20 protein-coding genes are annotated in these 21,540 nt (G+C 60.2%); 9 read left to right on the forward strand and 11 right to left on the reverse strand.

Going from position 1 to position 21,540, the window contains the following annotated elements:
• The first annotated feature begins 146 nt into the window (after positions 1–146).
• Positions 147–851, forward strand: a complete 705-nt coding sequence (locus AADW22_RS17625; protein ID WP_168592870.1) for a hypothetical protein — start codon at positions 147–149, stop codon at positions 849–851.
• A gap of 200 nt (positions 852–1,051) precedes the next feature.
• Entirely contained in the window at positions 1,052–2,209 is a 1,158-nt protein-coding gene (locus AADW22_RS17630) for a surface lipoprotein assembly modifier (protein ID WP_407474823.1), read from the forward strand.
• Positions 2,210–2,350: 141 nt separating this feature from the next.
• Here the strand turns inward: AADW22_RS17630 and AADW22_RS17635 are convergent, their stop codons facing one another.
• Entirely contained in the window at positions 2,351–3,034 is a 684-nt protein-coding gene (locus tag AADW22_RS17635; RefSeq protein WP_180829713.1) for a TetR/AcrR family transcriptional regulator, read from the reverse strand.
• A 173-nt stretch (positions 3,035–3,207) separates the two neighbouring features.
• Between AADW22_RS17635 and AADW22_RS17640 the strand changes: the two genes are divergently transcribed.
• Positions 3,208–3,930 carry a DAPG hydrolase family protein gene (locus AADW22_RS17640; RefSeq protein WP_278426015.1) on the forward strand — a complete coding sequence of 241 codons (723 nt, stop codon included), beginning with the start codon at positions 3,208–3,210 and terminating at the stop codon, positions 3,928–3,930.
• Between the two features lie 216 nt (positions 3,931–4,146).
• Here the strand turns inward: AADW22_RS17640 and AADW22_RS17645 are convergent, their stop codons facing one another.
• The 4 genes from AADW22_RS17645 to AADW22_RS17660 all read right to left on the reverse strand — a co-directional run bounded on the left by AADW22_RS17645 (position 4,147) and on the right by AADW22_RS17660 (position 7,121).
• Positions 4,147–4,905 carry an enoyl-CoA hydratase gene (locus tag AADW22_RS17645; RefSeq protein WP_407474824.1) on the reverse strand — a complete coding sequence of 253 codons (759 nt, stop codon included), beginning with the start codon at positions 4,903–4,905 and terminating at the stop codon, positions 4,147–4,149.
• A 44-nt stretch (positions 4,906–4,949) separates the two neighbouring features.
• Entirely contained in the window at positions 4,950–5,816 is an 867-nt protein-coding gene (locus tag AADW22_RS17650; protein WP_407474825.1) for a serine aminopeptidase domain-containing protein, read from the reverse strand.
• Positions 5,809–6,279, reverse strand: a complete 471-nt coding sequence (locus tag AADW22_RS17655; protein ID WP_009824175.1) for a MarR family winged helix-turn-helix transcriptional regulator — start codon at positions 6,277–6,279, stop codon at positions 5,809–5,811. The genes AADW22_RS17650 and AADW22_RS17655 overlap by 8 nt, the downstream gene beginning before the upstream one ends.
• 140 nt (positions 6,280–6,419) lie before the next feature.
• The gene (locus AADW22_RS17660; protein ID WP_407474826.1) at positions 6,420–7,121 is read right to left on the reverse strand and encodes a haloacid dehalogenase type II; all 702 of its coding nucleotides are present in this window, start codon (positions 7,119–7,121) and stop codon (positions 6,420–6,422) included.
• A 169-nt stretch (positions 7,122–7,290) separates the two neighbouring features.
• On the opposite strand from AADW22_RS17660, the gene AADW22_RS17665 reads away from it, so the two are divergent.
• The 6 genes from AADW22_RS17665 to AADW22_RS17690 all read left to right on the forward strand — a co-directional run bounded on the left by AADW22_RS17665 (position 7,291) and on the right by AADW22_RS17690 (position 14,334).
• A complete protein-coding gene (locus AADW22_RS17665; RefSeq protein ID WP_005848616.1) occupies positions 7,291–8,271 on the forward strand; it encodes a LacI family DNA-binding transcriptional regulator in 981 nt (326 codons plus the stop codon).
• A gap of 110 nt (positions 8,272–8,381) precedes the next feature.
• Entirely contained in the window at positions 8,382–9,350 is a 969-nt protein-coding gene (locus tag AADW22_RS17670; protein WP_005848614.1) for a TAXI family TRAP transporter solute-binding subunit, read from the forward strand.
• A 67-nt stretch (positions 9,351–9,417) separates the two neighbouring features.
• Positions 9,418–11,322, forward strand: a complete 1,905-nt coding sequence (locus tag AADW22_RS17675) for a TRAP transporter permease (protein ID WP_407474827.1) — start codon at positions 9,418–9,420, stop codon at positions 11,320–11,322.
• Between the two features lie 21 nt (positions 11,323–11,343).
• Complete coding sequence (locus AADW22_RS17680; protein WP_407474828.1) at positions 11,344–12,108, forward strand: HpcH/HpaI aldolase family protein; 765 nt, start codon at positions 11,344–11,346, stop codon at positions 12,106–12,108.
• Between the two features lie 104 nt (positions 12,109–12,212).
• The gene (hisD, locus tag AADW22_RS17685) at positions 12,213–13,544 is read left to right on the forward strand and encodes a histidinol dehydrogenase (RefSeq protein WP_407474829.1); all 1,332 of its coding nucleotides are present in this window, start codon (positions 12,213–12,215) and stop codon (positions 13,542–13,544) included.
• A 25-nt stretch (positions 13,545–13,569) separates the two neighbouring features.
• The gene (locus AADW22_RS17690; RefSeq protein ID WP_407474830.1) at positions 13,570–14,334 is read left to right on the forward strand and encodes an SDR family NAD(P)-dependent oxidoreductase; all 765 of its coding nucleotides are present in this window, start codon (positions 13,570–13,572) and stop codon (positions 14,332–14,334) included.
• Positions 14,335–14,382: 48 nt separating this feature from the next.
• On the opposite strand, the gene AADW22_RS17695 is transcribed toward AADW22_RS17690, so the two are convergent.
• Genes AADW22_RS17695 through AADW22_RS17720 form a run of 6 tightly spaced genes read right to left on the reverse strand, consistent with a single transcriptional unit; the run spans position 14,383 to position 21,513 of the window.
• Entirely contained in the window at positions 14,383–15,750 is a 1,368-nt protein-coding gene (locus AADW22_RS17695) for an FAD-dependent oxidoreductase (protein WP_407474831.1), read from the reverse strand.
• Positions 15,737–16,597, reverse strand: coding sequence for an oxaloacetate decarboxylase (locus AADW22_RS17700; RefSeq protein ID WP_009824166.1), 861 nt, complete (start codon positions 16,595–16,597; stop codon positions 15,737–15,739). Before AADW22_RS17700 ends, AADW22_RS17695 begins: the two co-directional genes overlap by 14 nt.
• The gene (locus tag AADW22_RS17705) at positions 16,594–17,196 is read right to left on the reverse strand and encodes a cysteine hydrolase family protein (protein WP_005848602.1); all 603 of its coding nucleotides are present in this window, start codon (positions 17,194–17,196) and stop codon (positions 16,594–16,596) included. The genes AADW22_RS17700 and AADW22_RS17705 overlap by 4 nt, the downstream gene beginning before the upstream one ends.
• Positions 17,193–19,259 carry a hydantoinase/oxoprolinase family protein gene (locus AADW22_RS17710; protein WP_278426024.1) on the reverse strand — a complete coding sequence of 689 codons (2,067 nt, stop codon included), beginning with the start codon at positions 19,257–19,259 and terminating at the stop codon, positions 17,193–17,195. The genes AADW22_RS17705 and AADW22_RS17710 overlap by 4 nt, the downstream gene beginning before the upstream one ends.
• Positions 19,256–20,950: a hydantoinase B/oxoprolinase family protein gene (locus tag AADW22_RS17715; protein WP_407474832.1), complete on the reverse strand. Its 1,695-nt coding sequence runs from the start codon at positions 20,948–20,950 to the stop codon at positions 19,256–19,258. Before AADW22_RS17715 ends, AADW22_RS17710 begins: the two co-directional genes overlap by 4 nt.
• Positions 20,947–21,513 (reverse strand): tautomerase family protein, encoded by a 567-nt coding sequence (locus AADW22_RS17720; RefSeq protein WP_407474833.1) that lies wholly within the window; start codon positions 21,511–21,513, stop codon positions 20,947–20,949. The genes AADW22_RS17715 and AADW22_RS17720 overlap by 4 nt, the downstream gene beginning before the upstream one ends.
• Between the last annotated feature and the right edge of the window lie 27 nt (positions 21,514–21,540).

Consider the following 21,540-nt stretch of genomic DNA (forward strand, 5'->3'; position numbering starts at 1 on the left):
TAATTGCAAATTTTATCATTCTATACGGCTCATCTTCTCAAAATACTCTTGTCCGAGGACACCCCCTGAACGGGGGGGAGACGATTTCATGAAGTAGGTATCTAAAAAGTGAAGAAGAATTTTTTAAATCAAGCAAGGGGAATTTCATGAAACACGCACGTCTTAGTATTGTTATTGCAAGCCTTGGGGTTGCGACGGTCTTGTCTGGTTGCAATGGAAGCAGCTCCGGAGGCGGGCTTGCTGGCGGCGGCGCAGGCGGCGGGCAGGATTTTGAAACAGCCTTTAACGCTGTCAGTCAAAAGGCCCCCACTTCGGATATGCCCACGTCGCTGAAAGCCAGCTACGAAGGTCAGATGAAGGTCGGCGTGAACAGCGGATCGGCCCAGATTTTCGGCACCGATATCGATGCGAATAGCGCGGAAATCATTGGCGATCTGGCAGTCGATGTGGACTGGACCGACGGGCAGACCACCAATCCGTTCACCGGAACGGCCTCCAACATCGTCGCGACCGAGGCGGGCACCTCGAACTCCGTCAAACTGGACGGGACGCTGACGGTCGATCAAGGCTTGCCTGCCTCGCTCAGCCGCACCACCATTCCGGCGCAGGTCGTCGCGGGCGTCAATATCCCCGAGCAGAACACCGGCGCGATGCTGTTCCACATGTCCGGTCGGCTTAGCAATGGCGAGAATGAAGGGGACGCCACCTTGCAGTTCGGCGGCAACTTCATGGGGCCGGGTGCGGAATCGATGCTTGGACCGGTATCTGGCGGTATCAACGATGTGAACAATCCCTCGCCGCAGATTTTCGACGCGGGCGTCGGTGGTACATTCTACGCCAACAAGAAATAGAAGCGACGGATAAGCGGGTCTCTTGGATGCGGTCAATTACCGGCCGCAAAAACCCGCTTTCCCCGCGGCAGCCGAGGTCTTTGATGCGGCGAATTTTATACAATCTATTTTTAATCTTACTGGCCTCGCCATTAGCGGCCTTTTCCCTTGATGATGCAGAACAAAGCATCCTCAAGGGAAAAGCCGCAGAGGTTATTCCATTGCTTGAGGGGTATTCACCCAAGACCGAGACAGAGACCCTGCGCCGGATGTGGATTCTAGGGGTCGCCTACAACCGTTCCGGAAAATCACACCAAGCCGTTGCCCCGCTGGCGCGGCTTGTGATCTTGCGGCCAGACGATCCTACGTTCCGGCTTGAGCTGGCGAACGCATTGGTGAAAAGCGACCAGATCGAACGGGCGCGATATCACCTTGAACTGGCCAAGGGTGCGGGTTTGTCGCCCTCTGTCCAGGCAAAAGTGCAGGCGGAGCTTGACCGTTTGGCCAAACCGAAAAAATGGCAGGGCTATTTCCGTTTTGCCATTGTGCCCGAAAGCAATGCCGCCCGCCGCACCTCTGCAGAGACGGTGAACCTCAGCGGTTTTGTGCTGCGGCTGGACCCGAATTCCCGCGCCCAATCCGCCACGGCGTTCGAGATTGGCACGGGCGTCGCGACCGTGCCGCGCCTTACGGACGCCTTACGCGCCCGGTTCGCACTGGATCTGGATGCCCGGCTTTTCGACGGGCGTGCGCCCGATGAAGTGACCCTTCGGACCAGTGCATCCCTGCTGCATTTCGCCGATGAGGGGCGTCTTGTCTCGGCCGAGCTCTATGGATCGCAGCGCTGGATTGATGACGCGGCCTATGCGCATACCTATGGCCTTGGCCTGTCCTATACGCGCAACCTCGGCGTACGCGCCCGCGCCACGGCGGTGCTTCAGCGCGAACGCATCACCTATGATGGCAGCGGTGTCGGCGTGGACCGAACAGCAGGCGCTGCGCAATTCGCCTACGCGGCATCCTCGCAGCTTGTGTTTCGCGTAGGCATGCGCGCGGAAAACCGTGCCAGTTCTTACAGCCCCGTCGCGGGCCATGCGGCGGGCGTCACCATCGGCGGCGACTATTCCTTTGCCGGCGGCCTTCGGGTCGGGCTGGATCTGTCGTTTGACCGGAACGAATTTGACGGCGTGCATCCCATTTTCGGCGTTGCCCGCGTCGATAAGAAATCAAGCGTCATGCTGAACCTGTCCAACCAGAACTGGAGCTACAAGGGATTTACCCAGGTTCTGAGGCTCGGGTTTGAAGAGCAACGCTCCACCATCTCGATCAACAGGTTTCGCAACGCCACTGCCAGCATCGGTCTGACACGATCGTTTTGAAGAAATTCGGCCCTAAGTCGCTGCCCGGTTGCATAGGTTTCGGTCGTGCTTGGTCGTTACTACGCAGCGCGTGCCGACGCCGGTTGCCCCCTGCGCACGCACCAACGATAGGGTGGGAACTGCGACAGCCCCATTTCATCTTCATGCCTTGGAAAATAGCAGTTCGATGATCGCTTCGGAATGATGTTCCAATGCGTCGGATGATCGAATATCCCCACCCTCGATCGCGTTGGTGAGAATGGGCAGGGCCATTGGAAATGACCCACCATGGGTGATCATGAAAAAGATAGTCCGGTCCGAGACGTTCGGAAGGGTGCCTTCTGATTTTGCACCTGCGATCAGATCTTTCAGTGCCGTGAAAAAAGGCACAACGAGGTGCCTTTGCAAAAAATCACTGCGATCACTGTGTTTTGCCCCGTCATGAACGATAACACGGCTCACTTGCGGCCAGCGGGCGGATGCGGTGATGAAAGCGCGAATGAGCGCTTTCAGTGCTTCCGTTTGGGTCGCGGTATTGACGACAAGAGCTTTGTTAAGGTCGCTTGCAAAACAGTCGGCAAGATGTTCCATCGCTGCGATCCAAAGCGCCTCTTTTGATCCAAAGTAATACCGTGAAAGGCCTTTGTCGGCCCCGGCTTTTTCAGCAACGTTGCTCAGTGAAACGCCGTCGAAACCGCGCTCCGCAAACAGATCAATCGCAGAGCGAAGCAAAGCCAGCTTCAAATCTGTACCCTGTGCGGCCTGCGGACGGCCGCGTTTTCTTTCGGCTGTCTCAGAAACGTCGATGGCGGTTTTGACCTCGGTCCTCGTACGTTGCTTGGACATTTGAATGACATCTCCATGTTTGAGCCGCGAGAACTCCGTCTCGCTTAGCCCGGGTCAGCTTAGCTTTCCAGCGTGATCTCTTACAACACGCTATTCTACGCTCGAAGAATAATATTGACATATTCCACGAACGTAGAATAGCTGGGCGCACAAGCACGATAGGATGTCAGTACATGATGAGATGGATTGTAGGGGGCGCAGTTGTCTTTGCGCTTGGTGTCGGGATATTCGGCCTCCCGCCCTTTAGCGGTCAGCCCACCGCTGGGTTTGCGGAAGGTGAACCTGGATTTGAGACCGGGGTGAAACGCCTACCCAACGGTATTTATGAGGTTTCTGTACGGACCCCGATGCCGGGCGTTTCACCTGAAATGGTTGGTTGGTGGTTTGGCGATTACATGGAAACGACCGAACACTACCGACGTTGGTTCCCGGACGCGCATCTTTGGATGGATTGGGAAAACAAGGTTGATGGCCAGTTCATCGGGGCGAGCCATCTGGTGCATGAATACATCGGTGAAGACTTGAATAAGCTGAGAATTCAGTTTGTTGAACCTGAGGAGGTTTTGGGGGAGGTAAACTTGGCTGACGGCGACGTCGCCGTATGCGCCCGCGTTGGCCTGCTGGAAGAGCCCATCTATGGCGGCGAAATGTGCCACATTGTTCGCAATGTCGAAGGCGGTGCCGAAATGCGAAGCCGTTTTTGGCTTGGGATGGTGGCCGCGCGTGAGGGAAACGAGGCGGTGCCCTCTGTCATCGGAACGCTTGGGAACACCTATCTGGCACGTCTGCTGACCGTGAAAGAGGCGTCGGCAACTGCTTTGTTAAACCACTGTTTTGATGAGATGACCATTCTGGCAGGCTTTCTCCCAAAGCTCTACGCCGATGCGCAAGGGTAAGAAAAACGCTGCATTCACGCCATGACCACCAAGCGGACTTGCCGTCATCGCGCAGATCGCGGCTGTGCGCTATGCCGAAAAGGTGAGCGGGCCGATGCATCTGCTGGCGAGTTGACGCGCCGCGACGCAACCCGGCAAGCGAACCTGCGGCCGACCCGGAAAACCGGGTTGAACCGTCAGGTTTGCCCGCCGGGTGCCTTAGGGCAAAGCGGCGCGTTATTTGAAGACCGGCTGACGCTTTTGCATCTTGGCGGTGACGACCTCTGCGAATTCCGATGATTTCAGCTGCTCGGCGAACAGCACTGACTCACGCTCCATCTGGGCGGTCATCTGGTCCTTGCCATGACGGATCAGCGCCTTGGTTTTGATAACCGAGCTTGGTGCCGCCTGGGCCAAACCAGCTGCAAGCGACGCGACTTCGGTGGCAAAATCGGACGAGGGAGCGACACGCGACACCAACCCAAAACGCAGCGCCTCTGCCGCAGCAAGAACGCGATTGGCCAGCAGCATGTCGTTCGCCACGGCCATGCCGACGGTGGCGGGCAGCAAAAGCGACGAGGCGGCCTCTGGTACCAGTCCCAGTTGGACAAAGGGCGTGCTGAATGTGGCCGTGTCGGCGGCGATAATCAGGTCGCAATGCAGCAGCATCGTCACCCCGACACCAATGGCCGGGCCGTTTACGGCGGCAATCAAGGGTTTGGGGCAGGTGGAGATTGCGGTCAGAAACCGGATAACGGGCGGCACACCGTCGCTGCGGGTTCCCTTGGCAAAATCCTGCAAGTCATTCCCGGACGTAAAGTAGTCTTCCGCACCTGTGATCACGAAGGCGCGTACCGCGTCGGACCGGGCATAGTCTTCCAGCGCGTCGGCCATGGCGGCATACATATCCTGCGTGATGGCATTGCGCTTTTCGGGGCGCGCGATGGTCATGGTCGTGACGCGTTGGTCGGTGTGTAGCTTGATGTTTTCGGTCATGTTTGATCCTGTTGATTTGAATGGCGGTGGAAATCGGTTGCGGTTCAAGGCGCGCCCATGAGCCAATCGCTGAATTCGGCCCATAAAGCGTCGCGGCCTTTTCGCAATGCGCCTTCGTGCCCGATCCGCGTTACACCGACCTGCGATGGTGTGCGGATGATCACCTCGTGCGGGGCGGCTGGATAACACTTTAAAAGGTCGGATGCGGTTGACGGCGTTGCAATCGAGTCATCGGGGAATATCCAAGACCGGATAGGGGCTGTGACCTCGTCATAGTGATGCGGGGCCAGTTTCGTTGCGAGGTCCGGTTGAAAATAGCTGCGGCGCTGGCTCCACCGGCGCCATGTCTTGAACAGTTTCGGCGGCAGCGCTTCGCCCCGCCAGCCGCCCGCCGGTTTGATATAGCCGTAGCGCAGCAGCAAATAGGGGCCCAACACCCACCAGAAATAAAGCTCCGACGGGATATTGCGCAGGTGGTGGCCGCCGAAAAAACCGGTCCCGACAGAAACAAACGCGTGTCGGATGATCTTTGAGTGGTTCGGCATGAGGCCGACAAAATGCCCACCGACACTGTGACACAGATGGGTCAGCGGCAGGCCCGGTGCCGCCTCCTCCAGCGCATTTAGGGCGGCGGGTGCGTCAAGCCGTCCCCAGTCAGGGTAGTCGATCCGGGATCCGGCCAGATCCTTGCCCTTTGATCCCCCAATCCCCCGATAGTCATAGGTCAGGACAACGGCACCTTGGCGGGCCAGATACATCGCGAGGCCGGTATAAAACTGACGCGGGAACCCCGTGCCGGCCGAGATCAATACCGCGATTTTGGGCGAAGATGAGGTATAGATGTCCGCCTCCAGCTTCCATCCATCGGTGGCGGCGAAGCGGATCGTCGTTTGGGTAATGTCTTCAGTCATCGGCTGGCCCTTTCTTCGGCGGGGTAGGGCCGTTCACAATGCCGTCCGCATTGTCTGCCAGATGCGTCAGAAACCGTTCAATAATGACCTGTTCCTCAGCAGGAAAAGGCGCAAGCAGCGCCGCATTGAACTGGCTTATTTCGCCCGCGCCTTGTTCAAGCACCGCGCGGCCCGACTGTTCAAGGTAGACGTGTATGACACGGCCATCCACCGGCGACGGTGACCGACGCACCAGACCCTTTGCGCACATGCGATCCACAAGACCGGTCAAGCTGGACTTACCCATAGCAAGTGTCGAAGAGAGGTCACTGATGGGCTGCCCGTCCTTTCGCGACAGGATCAACAGCACCGCTAGCTGTGACGTGGTAAGCCCTATCTTGTTGCGCGTGCGACGGTCAGCAGCGCGAAAGAGCGCTGAATGTGCGATCTGGAGCTTGTGGAAAACCTTGAATGTATTGGCCATAAATCAATTCGCATGTGAACTAGTTTGTTCGTATATGAATTAAATGCACCCGACAATATGTACCGCGTCACAGACAATGGTGACGTTACGACACGGCCGCGGCCTGCGGCACCGCGACGGCGAACAGGGCTTTTTGCTGACTACTCGGTCAACTTCTGTGCCTGAATGATCTGCTCGGCAAGCTTGGCGAGATCATGTGAGGTAAAGTCAGGTCTCGGTACGCCGGGCACGTGCAGGATGCTGTTATGTGGCCGCGCGATAAAGGCACCGCGGCACCCAACGGACTGCGCGCCGATGGTGTCCCAGATATGACATGCGACCATGCACAGGCTTGAGACATCGACGCCCAGACGGTCGGCAACCATCTGATATGTCGACGGATGAGGTTTGAAGTGACCAACCTCGGCTACGCTAAAGTGGTGGTCAAAAAGCGCTGCGATGCCGGCTTTTTCAAGGGGTGTCGGTGCGGGGGATGGGGCGGAGTTCGTCAGGGTCACAAGCGTGAACCCCGCGTCGCGCAATTTGGTCAAGGCCGGGGTCACATCGGCGTGGGCGGGCATCGATCCAATCAGTGACTTCAGCTCGGATACGTCGCTGTCCTGAATGGCGATGTTTCTATTGTCGCCAACCATCCGCAGAACACCGCCGGCCAGATCGCCGAAGGGCGCATAGAGCCCGGACAAGGTCACTGTTTGTGAATACAAGATCAGCTCCGGAAACCATTCGCGCAGGACCGCGGCATTGCCGAACACGCGGTCAAAGAACGGCTCTAGCGTCGCGATATCCAGAAGGGTTTCGTTTACGTCGAAAACAATGGTCGAAAAATCTGTGCGGTCTGGCATGGGGGCTTTCTGAGCGTGCTACTTTTCGGCAGCTTTCATCCAAGTATTTGAACACAATGGCGGGTACGTTTCACAATTGCACCCATGTCATTGCTTCGTCAAACTATGCGCGAGGTCAGCCGTCAGTCCCCATTTCGGGCAAGCGCAGCAATCGGGTAAGGCAATCGATATGAAAAAGGTCACTGCCAAAGATGTTGCCGCCCGCGCGGGCGTTTCGGTGTCCGCCGTGTCGCGCGCGTATCGGGGGAATGCCCCGATTGCCGAGGATAAGCGCAAAGCGATCTTTGCTGCTGCCACGGCGCTTGGCTATGTGAGCAAGGTCGATCAGGTGTTGGCCAAACAATCCAGCAACACGATCTCGATGGTGCTGAGCGAAATGCGCAACCCGTTCTATCCCATTGTGATGGACGAATTGACCCGAATGCTACCAGGGCGCGGGCTCAAGGCGATTATGCATGTGGTGCCAGCGGCCGAAGATGTGGACACGATGATCCGTCAAGTCATCGACTTCCGCACGCAGGGGGTCATTCTGGCAAGCTCCACAATCACCTCCGGGCTGGCGCGTGCCTGTCGTCAGAACGGAATTCCCGCCGTGTTGCTGAATCGGGTACAGACCGACAGTACCATGATGGCGGTGTGCTGCGACAATTACGGGGGCGCGCGAACGATTGCGCGGCGGTTTCTCGACGGTGGCCGACAGCGCATCGCCTTTATCGGTGGGCGGCGTGATACCTCGACGCATCTGGAACGCATGCGAGGGTTTCGCGACCAGTTGGAAGAGGCCGGACGCGAGATCGCTGTGCAGTTCGACGGCGGGTTCAGCTACCGCCAAGCCTATGCCGCAGCGCAAGAAATGTTGGTCCAGCGTCCGATGCCGGACGCCGTGTTCTGCGCCAATGACATCATGGCGATTGCCATGCTCGATGCTGCACGAAACAAAGGCATCTCGGTCCCCGGTGATCTGGCTGTGATCGGGTTCGACGACATTCCGATGGCGGCCTGGGAATCCTATCGGCTGACCACAATGCGCCAGCCACTGCGCCGCATGCTGGATCAAGCTGTAGATATCATATTAAGCGCCGAGAGCTATGTCGGGACCGGTGATATCCGTGTTTTGGCGGGTGAACTCCAAGAACGTCAAAGCGGGTAGTGAAATTATTTCATTAACGCAGACAGGAATTGCATAGCGGCTATGCACTGTGGCTAACCTCCGTTCGAACGTCCCTATCGGGATCGTTTCATGATATTTGGAGGATACCCATGAAACTACGCAACTTCGCTGTCGCCGCTGCACTGTCCCTTGCCGGGCTTGGGGTGGCATTGCCTGCTCAAGCTGAAACGCGGCTCGCTTTCGGTGCGACCAATTCGCAAAGCGCGCATTATGCCTATTTCGCCTCGCTCGCGAAAATCATCAACTCTGCCTATCCGGACGCCTATCAGGCGTCGGTCGTGGAAACGGGTGCCACGGTCGATAACCTCAAACGCATGGCGCGCGACCAGTTGGATATCGGGCTGATCACGACGTCGACGCTGTATCACGCCTACAATGGCATCAAGAGCTTTGACGGCAAACCGATCGAATCCAAACTCCTGTGGGCGTATTCTCTGGCACCGCAGAACGCAGTCGTTCGCCGCGATTCCGGTATCGAGAAACTGTCGGATATCGACGGCAAGAAGTTCGGACCGGGCATGCGTGGGTCGTCGACCGAAGCCACGGCCTTGGCTGTGTTCGACCTGCTGGAAATCTCGCCCGATTGGGTGCGCGGGACCAACAGCGAACAGGCCAACGCCATCAAAGACGGCCGTTCCGAAGGCTTCGTCAAAAGCGCCGTGGGAACGTCTTTCGATGCGCTTACCACCGATATCGCGGCCTTCACGCCGCTGACTGCGCTTGGCATCGACGACGCGCAAGAAGCCAAGATCCGCGAAGCGCTGCCGGAGCTTTCCATCGTGGACATGCCGGGCGGTGAGATGGAGAACACAGGCCCTTACAAGGTCTGGGGATTCATGATCGGTGTCTCTGCGCGCCCTAATATGGACGACCAGACGGCCTATGACCTGACCAAAGCCGTGATGGAGAATATGGAAGAGCAATCCGCCGCTTTCCCGACGGTAAAGGGCTTGAACCTGCCAGAGCTGACCCTGCAATACGCAACCAGCCCGCTGCATCCTGGTGCCATCCGCTACTACGAGGAAATCGGCCTGACCGTGCCTGCGCGCCTCAAGTAAAAGACCTGATCTCAAAAGGGGCGGCGCGTGTCGCCCCTCTATTTACCATTTTCGCCAAGGTGCCGTGATGAATACTCTTCCGATCTTCGCTCATTTTCGACAGACCGCCATCGCGGCTCTTGCAGTGCTTCTGGGGGTGTTTGTGTTCTACACCTCTTTCAACGGGCCGTTTGAATCGCTCGTGCAGCGTGCGATCTTTGTGATGATGATCACCGCCTTGGCCGTGCTGATGCACCCGCTTTTCGAAGGCAGCCGCCTGCGCCCGCTTGGTATCGTAATCGATGCGGCAATCGTCGGCGTTGTGACGGTGTCAGGTGCCTATATCATAGCCAACTACGAAACCATTATGAACGATCTGCCTTGGGCGAACGGTTGGGATATGGTCATGGGGTTCGGCACATTGGCCTGCGTGCTTGAACTGGCAAGGCGCAGCTCCAACTGGGTGTTCCCCCTTATCGTCATCGCGGCTGTTACCTATGCATTCTTCGGCTATTTGATCCCCGGACAATTCGGGCACCGTGGCTTTGACGCCGGCTATCTCACCGAGATCATCTTCCTGTCCGACCGTGGCCTATGGGGTATGCTGGTCAATGTGGCCTCGACGACGCTGGCAGCATTTGTGCTGTTCGGCGCGATCCTGTTGCACACGGGCGCAGGCGAGACATTCTTTGACCTCTCGGCCCGTTTGGGTGGCTCCCGGCCCGGTGGGGCGGCGAAAATCGCGACCTTCGCATCGGGCTTCTTTGGGGCGATCAACGGCTCGACCGTCGCCAATGTCGCGACGACGGGGAACTTCACGATCCCCCTGATGAAACGGCTGAAATACCCCCCTGCCTATGCCGGCGCGGTAGAGGCTATCGCATCGACTGGCGGCCAGCTCGCCCCCCCGATCATGGGGACTGCCGCCTTTGTCATGGCCGAGCTTGTGGGCGTGAACTACTGGTCTATCGCGCTTGCGGGCGTTGTGCCTGCACTGTTGTTCTACCTTGGCATCTACTCAACCGTTCACGTCATCGCGCGCCGTCAGGGCTTTCGTCCGGTGACCTCCGAAGACCTACCGGACTGGCGCGGCGCCATGACCTTTGCGCGGCTCGCCCCTATTGTTGCCGCCTTGCTGGGGCTTGGATTTGGCGTCCTCAACGGCAATTCCGTCGAGCTGACGGCCTGTTACGGCATGATTGCCATGTTGGTGGCCGTCCTTGTCGCGCGGATCTCGAGTGGTGAGGATCCCCGTGCCGTCATCGGCATCATCATTCGTGCGCTGGAAGCGGGCGGAAAAGGTGTTGTCATTGTCGGGATCCTTCTGGTCGGCGCACAGGTGTTTGTCGCCATGATCAACCTGACCGGGTTTGGCGTCGCGGTAACAGCAGCGGTGTTGTCGATCGGGCAGGGGCAAATCTGGCTCATTGCCGGGCTCATGGCCATTGTCTGCCTGATCGCGGGCATGGGCCTGCCGACCTCGGCAGCCTACGTCATGGTCGCGGCTGTTTTCGCTCCGGCGCTGATCCAACAGGGTATTGATCCGCTCGTGGTGCACATGTTTGTGCTCTACTATGCGGCGCTGTCGGTTATCACGCCGCCTGTCTGCCTTGGTGTTTTCGTTGCGGCGACCATTGCGCAGGCCCCGTGGATGAAGGTCGCGGGCGAGACGTTGCGCCTTGGGGCGACCGCATATGCCTTGCCAATGCTGTTCCTCGCCTATCCCGGCATGTTGGGCGGTGGCGAAGCCGGAGACATCCTGCGTGCCATCCTGTCCGGAGGCGTTTTCGCCTTGGGCGTTGCGCATCTTCTGGGCGGCGCGCGGCTGCCTTGGGGCGGTCTGTCGCGGCTGCTTTGGGTCGTGCCGATTGGGCTTGCGCTGATGCCGCCTTGGCCGGCGACGGCGGCAGCCGCTGTCGTGTTCGCGGTCTTGGTGGTCTTCTCTCGCAAAGCCTTGGGCGCTGCGGAAAATGTCGAAATGCAAACGGCTTAAGGGCCAAGGAGGGTATTGGAAATGATGACGAATGCTGAATTCAAGGCACGGCTGGTCGCACGAGAGCCCATGCTCGGGGCTTTTATCAAAACGCCCCATCCGATCGTGATCGAAATCATGGCCCGGGCAGGGTTCGATTTCCTCGTCGTCGATGCCGAACACGCGCCCTTTGATCGGGGCACCGTTGACGCCATGACAATGGCCGGACGTGCCGAAGGGTGCCCCATCGTGGTGCGCGTGCCAGTGGCAACAGCGGATTGGGTGCTCAATGTGCTGGACGGCGGCGCGGCCGGTGTCATGGTGCCTCATGTCGAAACCGCAGCGCAGGCCAAAGAACTGGCGCGCGCCGTGACTTACGGCCCCGGCGGGCGTGGTTTTGCCGGCACGTCACGGGCGGCAGACTATGCTGGCCGCAGCCTGAAAGAGCATCTGTCCGTGGCGCGAAGTGAAGTCGCCATGATCTGCCAGATTGAAGACCCCGACGGCGTGGTCAACCACAGTGAAATTGCGGATGTAGACGGCGTAGATGCGCTCTTTATCGGGCGCGCTGATCTGGCCGTTTCTCATGGTCTGTCCGATTTCTTTGCGCCTGAAGTGGCAAAGATGACGCGGGACATCCTTTCCGCGACAGGGGCGGCCACGGGACTCTATTGCGCCCCGACAGAGCCCCTAGACGCGCACCGCGACGCCGGCGGGAGCTTCTTTGTCGTGGGGTCCGAACACACGCTCATGCAATTGGGCGGTACAGCGCTTGTGGAAGATTTCAAAAAGAGAGACGCGCGCTGACATGACTATGAAATAATTGCAGCATATTCAGAAAATATTGCAACTCGGATTGGTCAGCCTAGAAATGACCTATCACTGCCAGCGCCTGACCAAAGGACCGAACCATGACAATTACCTACCTCAAGAAGGGCAAATCCGATGCTGCCCGTGCCGATGACGACGCCAAGACCCGTGCGGTCGTCGAGCAGACCTTGCAGGACATCGAAACGCGCGGCGACACAGCGGTGCGCGAATTGAGCGAAAAGTTCGACAGCTACAGCCCGGAAACCTTCCGGCTAAGCCAGCAAGAGATTGACGGCCTGATCGGTCAGCTCAGCGCACGGGAATTGCAGGACATTCAGTTTGCGCAAGAGCAGGTCGTGAATTTTGCCCGCGCGCAACGCGCTTCCATGACCGACATCGAAGTAGAGACGCTTCCGGGGGTTATTCTGGGGCACAAGAATATCCCGGTTCAATCCGTCGGCTGCTACATTCCGGGTGGGAAATTCCCCATGGTCGCCAGCGCGCATATGTCCGTCGCCACGGCCAAGGTTGCCGAAGTACCGCGCATTGTGGCCTGCACGCCGCCCTTCAACGGGAAACCAAACCCAGCTGTTATTGCCGCCATGCATTTGGGCGGGGCGGATGAGATCTATGTCATGGGCGGGATTCAGGCGGTCGGGGCTATGGCGCTTGGCACAGAGACGATCGATCCGGTACACATGCTGGTTGGCCCCGGCAATGCCTTCGTGGCCGAGGCCAAGCGTCAGCTTTACGGACGGGTGGGTATTGATCTCTTCGCCGGCCCGACCGAGACGATGGTTATCGCGGATGAGACAGCAGCGGATGCCGAGCTCTGCGCGACCGATCTCTTGGGGCAGGCGGAACACGGCTATAACTCTCCTGCCGTTTTGCTGACCAATTCGCGTCAGTTGGCCGAGGATACTTTGGCCGAGATTGACCGTCTGCTCCAAATTCTCCCGACTGCGGCCACAGCCCAGACAAGCTGGGAGGAATACGGCGAGGTGATCGTCTGTGATACCTACGACGAGATGTTGCAGGTGGCCGATGATATCGCGTCGGAGCATGTGCAGGTCATGACGGATCGTGATGACTGGTTCTTGGAAAACATGACCTGCTATGGCGCGCTGTTTTTGGGCCCGCGTACGAATGTCGCCAATGGCGATAAGGTGATCGGGACCAACCACACGCTGCCCACGCATAAGGCGGGGCGCTATACAGGGGGGCTTTGGGTTGGTAAATTCCTCAAGACCCATTCCTATCAGAAGATTATGACGGATGAGGCTGCAGCAATGGTCGGGGCCTATGGTTCGCGTCTATGCATGTTGGAAGGCTTTGTGGGGCACGCCGAACAATGCAATGTCCGCGTGCGGCGCTATGGCGGTGAGAACGTGCCGTATGGCGCAGCCGCAAGCTACCGCGAAGCGGCCGAATAGACTGCTGTCAACCTAGGAGATCTTGATGCAACTTCCGTCCTTTGCCGGGTTTGACCTTTCGGGGAAACGCGCGTTTGTGACCGGTGCCACCTCTGGCATCGGTCTGGGGGCTGCGACGGCCTTGGCCAGGGCGGGGGCGCATGTCGTCTGCGCCGCGCGCCGGGCCGGACCGTTGGGCGAGTTGCACGCGGCGATGGAGGCTCAGGGGCTGAGCTGCGAGACGCAAGAGCTCGACATCACTGATGTGGATGCGACCCGCGCGGCGTTTGCCGGCCTTGGGGCGTTTGACATCGTGGTCAATTCCGCCGGCATGGCCCGCCACGGGCCTGCGTTGGACACAACGCCCGAGGATTTCGACGCCGTCATGAATGTTAACCTTCGGGCAGCCTATTTCCTTTCCACAGCCGCCGCCGACCAAATGATCGCAGCGGGCCGTCCCGGTTCGATCATCCATGTAAGCAGTCAGATGGGCCATGTCGGGGGCATCGATCGGGGGGTCTACTGCGCATCGAAGCACGCTTTGGAAGGGATGGTGAAAGCGATGGCAATCGAATGGGGCCCAAAGGCGGTGCGCATCAATACGCTATGCCCCACCTTCATCCGCACGCCTTTAGGAGAGCAAACCCTATCCGATCCCACGCGTCTGGCTTGGATTGAAGAAAAGATCAAACTGGGCCGCGTCGGCGAGATCGAGGATATCATGGGCCCGATCGTCTACCTCGCGAGCGATGCGTCTGCCATGGTGACGGGCACAGCCTTGATGGTCGATGGCGGTTGGACCGCCGAGTAAGGGATAACGCGCCAACGACCACGCGAGACGCAGGATGGCGGCAAAACCCTATCCGCGCCCCGCGATGAACCCGAGCGTGACAGCCGCGAGCAAGCCGTTGCCCGACAGATAGCCGCTGTCGCCCTTGCCCGATACCCCGCAAGCGGCGCCGCCAGCGGCGTATAGATTGTCGAATGTGCCACCCTCTGCCCTGCGCACCTTGGCCGTCGTCGGGTCGACCTCAAGCCCGCCTTGCGTGTGAAACAGCGCGCCGGTCACCTTCACCGCGCAGAAGGGGGCAGAAAGGGACGCCGCACCCCATGTGCGGCCAAAGGCATCCCGCCCGCCCGCCGGAATATCAGTGATCGTTTTCGCCAAAACATCTGCGGGCAATCCGGCCTTTTCAGCCAGTGTTTCGACCGTATCCCCTGTGATCACCGCCCCTTGGGCCTCGGCGTTCTTGAAATCCTCGAACTGGCGGGCAATCTCGGCGATGCGGGCGTCGAATATGGTCCACGCCACGCCGTCAGGCTGCGCCAGCACTGCCCGCGCCGCTTCGGAGTAGCCCTGCGCTTCGTTCCAGAACCGCTTGCCGGTCGTATTCACCTGAACGCCGCCTTCGGTGATTGTGGCCCATGTGATCAGGATGCCATGAGGGTGGGCGACATTGCCGTGCCCCTGATAGGCACCCAGATGACGGCGGCGGGCGCCAAGCGCCTCGCCCCAGCTGATCGCCTCTCCTCGGTTGCCGTCATGGCCGAACCAGACCGCGTCCGCGATATCCGGCATGTGGTGGGCGACCATGGCGCGGTTGCCGCCGAACCCGTTGCACGCAAGGATCAGCCGGTCGCAGCCGATATCCTCGCCGCTTTGGTCAGGCAGCGACACCCGCGCCCCTGCGAGCGTTGCGCCTGCCGCATAAAGCCGGGTGGCGCGGCGGTTACAGATCAGCGGAATATCAAGCGCCTCGATCCGCGCGCGCAGGGCGTCGATCAATTCGCGCCCCGACCGTGAGGGCAGCCCGTGCATCCGCCGTTGGCTGTGACCGGGGTAATCAAAGTCACGCACGAGGGAGAACGGCAGCCCATGTGTTTCGACAAGCCAGTCGATGACCTGAGGGGCGGTGCGGGCCATCGCAGCGACCAGTGCGTTATCGTTTTCGTGGTGCGCCTTGGCCTGAATGTCGGTGGCAAAACCGTCGGGGCTGTCACTGATCCCCGCGTCCTTTTGCAGGCGCGTCCCTGCCGCGGGGATCAACCCGGCGCTCAGCGCGGTAGAGCCTGTGGGGATCGGGTCGGCCTCTAGCAGCAGCACATCCTGACCTGCCTCATGCGCCGCCAGCGCCGCGATCATGCCGCAGGCACCCGCGCCGATGATCAGGGTTTCGACCTCTAGATCGAAAGCCGACGGCGGGGCGGCGACATCAGGACTTGCCATCGAACCGCTTTCCAAGGGCCAGCATCTCGGGGGTGCCAATCGCTGCATTCAACCCGTCGAAATCATGCATCCGGTCGGAAAACGCTTTGTTAGAGCCGGTTGCTTTCAGGCTCGCGTAATAGTCCTGCGCCGATTTCGCCAAAGCGCGCACGATGCCGCCGGGGAAAATCACGATATCGAAACCCATATCCTCTAGCGTGGTCGCCGAAGAGATCGGGGTCGCGCCGCCTTCCACCATATTGGCCAGCAGCGGGACACGCCCCTTGAAGGTATCGGCGATGCGCGAAAGCTCTCCGCTGTCGCGGGGGGCCTCGATGAATAGCACATCGGCACCGGCGTCGATATAGCTGCCCGCGCGATCAATCGCCGCGTCAAAGCCTTCGACCGCGATGGCGTCGGTGCGGGCGATGATCAGCGTATCGTGGCGGCGCGCATCGGCCATGGCGGCGATCTTGCCGGCCATTTCCTCTTTCGGGATTAGCGACTTATCAGACAGATGACCACATTTTTTGGGGTAGGTCTGGTCCTCCACCTGCAAAGCAGAGGCGCCCGCACGTTCATAGCTTTGCATCGTGCGTCGCGCGTTCAGCGCATTGCCGAAACCGGTGTCGGCATCCATGATCACCGGCAGGTCGGTGCGATCGGCAATCAACGCCATCGTATCGGTCATCTCGGACGCGGTGCTGAGCCCGATGTCGGGGCGGCCCAAACGGGTGTAGGCAACCGCTGCACCGGAAAGATACAGCGCCTCGAACCCCGCGTCGGTGGCAAGGGCGGCGGTCAGCCCGTCATAGACACCGGGGGCGATCAGAATATCGGGGGCGGTCAGGCGTTGGCGCAGGGTCATTGGGCACCTCCGACAGCGGCGGTGGCTTCGGCGCAGGTCATCACCTGCGTCACCGACCCCAGCGAGGTCAGCGTCGCCTCGTGCACGTCCTGTTTGAACGCGGCGCAACCGTCCGACAGCAGCACCGTATGGATGTCGCGCAGATGCGCATCCCGCACGGTACTGGCGACACCGCCGTTGGTGACGATCCCGCCGATGATCAGCGTGTCGATCTTCATCGCGCGCAGCACATATTCAAGCCGTGTCTGGTAAAAGGCAGAGTAGGCGACCTTCTCGATCGTGAAATCCGCCGGGGCGAGCGTATCTACCAGCGCGTGGCCAAAGCCGCCCGGGGTAAAATCGCCCTTAGTCAGGAAGGGGCGAAGCTTCTTGAGATGCGCGGCGATCAGCGGTTCGTCATCGCGTCCCGGTACCAGCGTGAACTGCGCCGAGATATAGGTGCCGCCCGCCTTGGTCAGCGCGGACTTGAGAGGTGCGATCCGGTCGGGCAGGGCGAGGATGCTCTCGGCCCCCTGACCCGCACGGCCATAGGCGCCTTCGGGATGCAGGAAATCATTTTGCAGGTCGATGGTCAGCAAAGCGGTCGTGGCAGGGGTCATGCGGTGGCCCTTTCGATCAGAGTGTTGCCGTAGGCGTCGACTTTGCCGACCAGTCCGGGTTCGATCAACACGGTTGTGTCAGGTTGTTCAAGGATTGCGGGGCCGGGGACTTCGGCACCGACCGGCAAGGAAAGACGGTGATAGAGCTTCGTCTCGTGCCATTGACCGTCAAAGTGGACCTGACGCGTGCCTTTCAGCGCGTCTTCAACGCTGCCACCGACAGGGGCGAGAGTGGACAGATCAAAGCGCGGGCGCCGTCCGGTGATGGCAGAACGCAGGTTGATCACCCGTCGCGTGCCATTCTCAAGCAGCCGCCCGTAGGTGGCGCGGTAGGCGCTGTCGAATGCCGCCGAGATATCGTCCTCTGTCGGGGGTGTCACTGTGCCATCGGTCACTGTCACCGGCAGCGTCACCGATACCGTATGCGTCTGGCCGAGATAGGCCATATCAAGCGTGAACTCCGTATCGCGCCGTTCAAAATGGGTGCGCGCGGCTTCAAGCGTGGCAAGCCCGTCATCAACGTGGGTTTGCATGAAACCGGTCAGCGCCCCAAGGTCGATGCCCGACAGGGTGGCGTTGATGGTTTGCACGAAATCCTGCCGCATATCCGCGATGACGCAGCCCATGGCAGATGTTACCCCCGGGTAACGCGGCACGATGGACCGCGCCAGACCGACCTCTGCCATCATGGCACCGGAATGCAACGCACCACCGCCACCAAAGGGCATGAACGCAAAGCGTTTTGGATCAAACCCGCGCTCGATAGAGACAAGTCGCAGCGCGCCGGCCATGCGGCTGTTGGCCACGCGCAAGATCGCCTCGGCGGCTTGCAGCGCGTCAAGCCCAAGGGGGGTGCCCACGTGTTCAAGGATCGCGGCCTTTGCCGCCTCCACGTCCAGCCGGTCCAGCTTGCCACCGATGGGGTTGTCGGGATCAATACGGCCCAGAACGACATTGGCGTCGGTCACGGTGGGGCGCGTGTTCCCCTGACCATAGGCGACAGGGCCGGGAGTGGACCCGGCGCTTTCCGGCCCGATGTTCAGCAAGCCGCCCTTATCGACCCAAGCGATAGAGCCACCGCCCGCGCCGATTGTCGTAATCTCGATCATGGGGGACCGGACCACCATGCCGAAGTCGATCGAGGTCTGCTGCGACAGCATCGACTGGCCTTTGGCGATCAGGCTCACATCGAAAGAGGTGCCGCCCATGTCGCCGGTGATGATATCGGGAAAACCGGCGGCTTCGGCGATGTAACCCGCGGCGATGACCCCCGCTGCCGGACCCGAAAGCGCTGTGCGCACGGGCAGACGCGCTGCGGTCGCCGCGTCCATCACCCCGCCATTGGACTGCACGATCATGAACTCGCCCGCAAACCCGTCCTGTTTCAGCGCGGTTTCAAGCCGCGCGAGGTAGCCAGAGACTTCGGGTTGCAGATAGGCGTTCAACGCGGTGGTAGAGAACCGTTCGAACTCGCGGATCTCGGGCAGGATTTCACTTGATGCCGAGACATGGGCATTCGGCCACATGGCGCGCACGGCTTCGACCGCCAGTCTTTCGTTTTCGGCATTGGCATAACTGTTGGCAAAGAGGATCGCACAGGCAAGACAGCCCTGATCCAGCAGCTCTTGCGCGGCGGCTTGCACCGCCTCGAGGTCCACCGCCTGACGGATTGTGCCATCGGCAAGCGTGCGTTCCGGTACTTCAAGGCGCAAGGCGCGATCGACAACGGGCGTGAAATCCCCTCGCAGGCCCCAGGTGCGCGGCCGGTCACGGCGGCGCATTTCCAGCACGTCGCGTAGGCCCATTGTGGTGATCACGCCGATCTTGGCCCCTTTGCGTTCCAGCAGCGCGTTGGTGCCGGCAGTGGTGCCATGTACGACGACAGAGACAGTTGACAGATCATCGACCCGCGACCCGATGCCCGACAAAAAGCCCGCCGATTGGTCGGGGCGCGAGGTGGGAACCTTGGCAACCTGCGCGCTGCCTGTTGCCTCGTCCAGAACGAAAATATCGGTGAAGGTGCCGCCGACATCGACGCCGATCATGCGGTTTGCGCTGGTCATTGGGTCACCTCTTTCCAGTCTGGGCCATAAGTCTGTGTCGCGTAGTCGGGTGTCAGCAGGCCACCCGCCACGTCGCGGGCCACATCGGCCGCAGCACGGTTTGCGGGCGCGCCATAGCCGCCACCGCCGGGGGTATCGAGCCGTACGGACTGGCCGCGTTGCAGCTTGATGCCCACCATTTTCGAGGCCATCGGCGGGGCGTGCCAGCCGTCGTCTTGTTCGTACTCAAACCGGTTCAGCGCCGCGTCGCCCCCGCCTGCGACCCCTTTCGGCGCAAAGCGCCCGCGTTCGCCGAACAGAAAGGCGGTAGCAGATTCCTCAAGCACTTCGATCTCGTAGGTAGCCCCCATGCCGCCGCGATGCTGACCCGCACCGGCGCTGTCAGGGCGCAGCGCCCATTGTTTGAACATCACCGGATAGGCGGATTCGAGGATTTCCATCGGGGGGATGGTCGCGGTGGAGATCGGCGCATTGCCGTGGTTCAGACCGTCCCCTTCGGGAGAGCCCCCATGCCCGCCGCCGTAAAAGCTGAACATCACCCAGGGTTGACCATTCGCGCGTTTGCCCGAAATCGACAGCGCGTTGATCGTGCCATACGCGTTGGCAACCACGCGGTCCGGTGCCGCCTGCGACGCGGCGGAAAGGATCACATCGACCATCCGCAGGATCGTTTCGGTATAGCCGCCGACCGGCGCCGGGAAGGGGGCGGACAGCAGCGACCCTTCGGGGATCTTCACCTCGATCGGGCGCATCACACCGGCGTTGGCGGGCAGGCTGGGAAAGATATGTTTGATCGCGACATAGGCCGTGGCCACCGCCGTGGGGAGCGCGATATTGACCGGTCCTGCACAGCGGTCTGCCGTGCCGGTGAAATCCAGCAGCATCTGATCGCCCTTGATCTCGAGCGCGACCTTGATCGGCAGCGGCGTATCGGTGATGCCGTCGTTATCCAGAAAATCCTCTGCCTCCCAGCGTCCATCTGGCAGGTCTGTCAGCTCTGTCCGCATCAGGGTTTCGGCGCGGTCCTGCAGCGCATCCAATGCCGCGCGCACAGTGTCGGCACCGTATTCCGCCAGCAGCTCGTCCAGACGTTTCTTGCCCAGATCAAGCGCGCCGAGCTGGCCGTTCAGATCGCCTTGGGCCGATTGCGGCAGGCGGGTGTTGCGCATCAGGATGTCGATAATATCGGTCTGGACCTTGCCCGCTTTGGCAAGACGCACAGGGGGCAGCACGAAGGCTTCTTGGAAGGCGTCGGTGGCGGCGGGGTTGTAGTTGCCCGGCACCGCGCCGCCCACATCATGCCAATGCCCGACCGAGGCGAGATAGCAAAACAGTTTGCCGTCGTGAAAATAGGGGCGCACCAACCGCATGTCGGACAGGTGCGTGCCGCCCAGATGGGCATCGTTGAAGATATAGATGTCGCCGTCTTCCAGATCGCCATTCTCGGCCGCTTTGTCGATCACCGCCTTCACGGCAAATGACATCACCCCGACAAAGATCGGCAGCCCGGACTTGCCCTGCACCAGCGTGTCGCCCGACACCGCATGATACAGCCCGTGCGAGGCATCATGTGCTTCGGCGATGATCGGGTTAAAGGCGGCGCGGAACAGGGTTGCGTCCATTTCGTCGGCAATCTGTTCCATCCGTCCGGCCAGAACGGCCAATGTAATCGGGTCGATGTCTTGGGTCATGGTTGGGCCTTTATTTCTGCGATGTCATTCCAGACGTCTTGGCGGGTGATGAAGCCGTCGGTGACTTCGAAGCGGTCGATAAAGCGAATATCGGAAAATGCGGTCCCGTCGGGCCATTCGCCTGACAGCGTGCCGTGGCAATAGACGACCGTGGCCGGTCCGTCGCCGGGTGCAAGGTCGATCGAGGCGATGGTTTTCTTGACGAAGCGATAGCGCGGCGCGGCCCACTCCAGCAGATCATCAAGCTCTGTCATAGGCGCGGCACCGGGGAAGTGCATGGTGAACCCGTCGCCTAAAAGCGTGCGGGCGGGAACGATGTCGCGCTGCTCCATCGCGCGCAGGTACCGCGCCACCATTGACGGGGCATCCGGCAGGGCGGGAGCGGGCGACCGGAGCTGGCCGCCCCGCATGTAATCGGTGGCGGGCATTTCCTTGATCATCACTGTCACCGCATCCGGTGTCGCGGGAATCACCGTGCGCGCGGCATTGGTCAGCGCCTTGCACAGCCTTGTTTTCTGGGCTGCGTCATACCCTTGCAGCACATGAATCTCGATGATCGGCATAAAGCCTCCTGCGTCAGATCTGTATTT

The organism is Sulfitobacter sp. PM12, assembly GCF_045586035.1.
GTDB classification, from domain to species: Bacteria; Pseudomonadota; Alphaproteobacteria; order Rhodobacterales; family Rhodobacteraceae; genus Sulfitobacter; species Sulfitobacter pontiacus.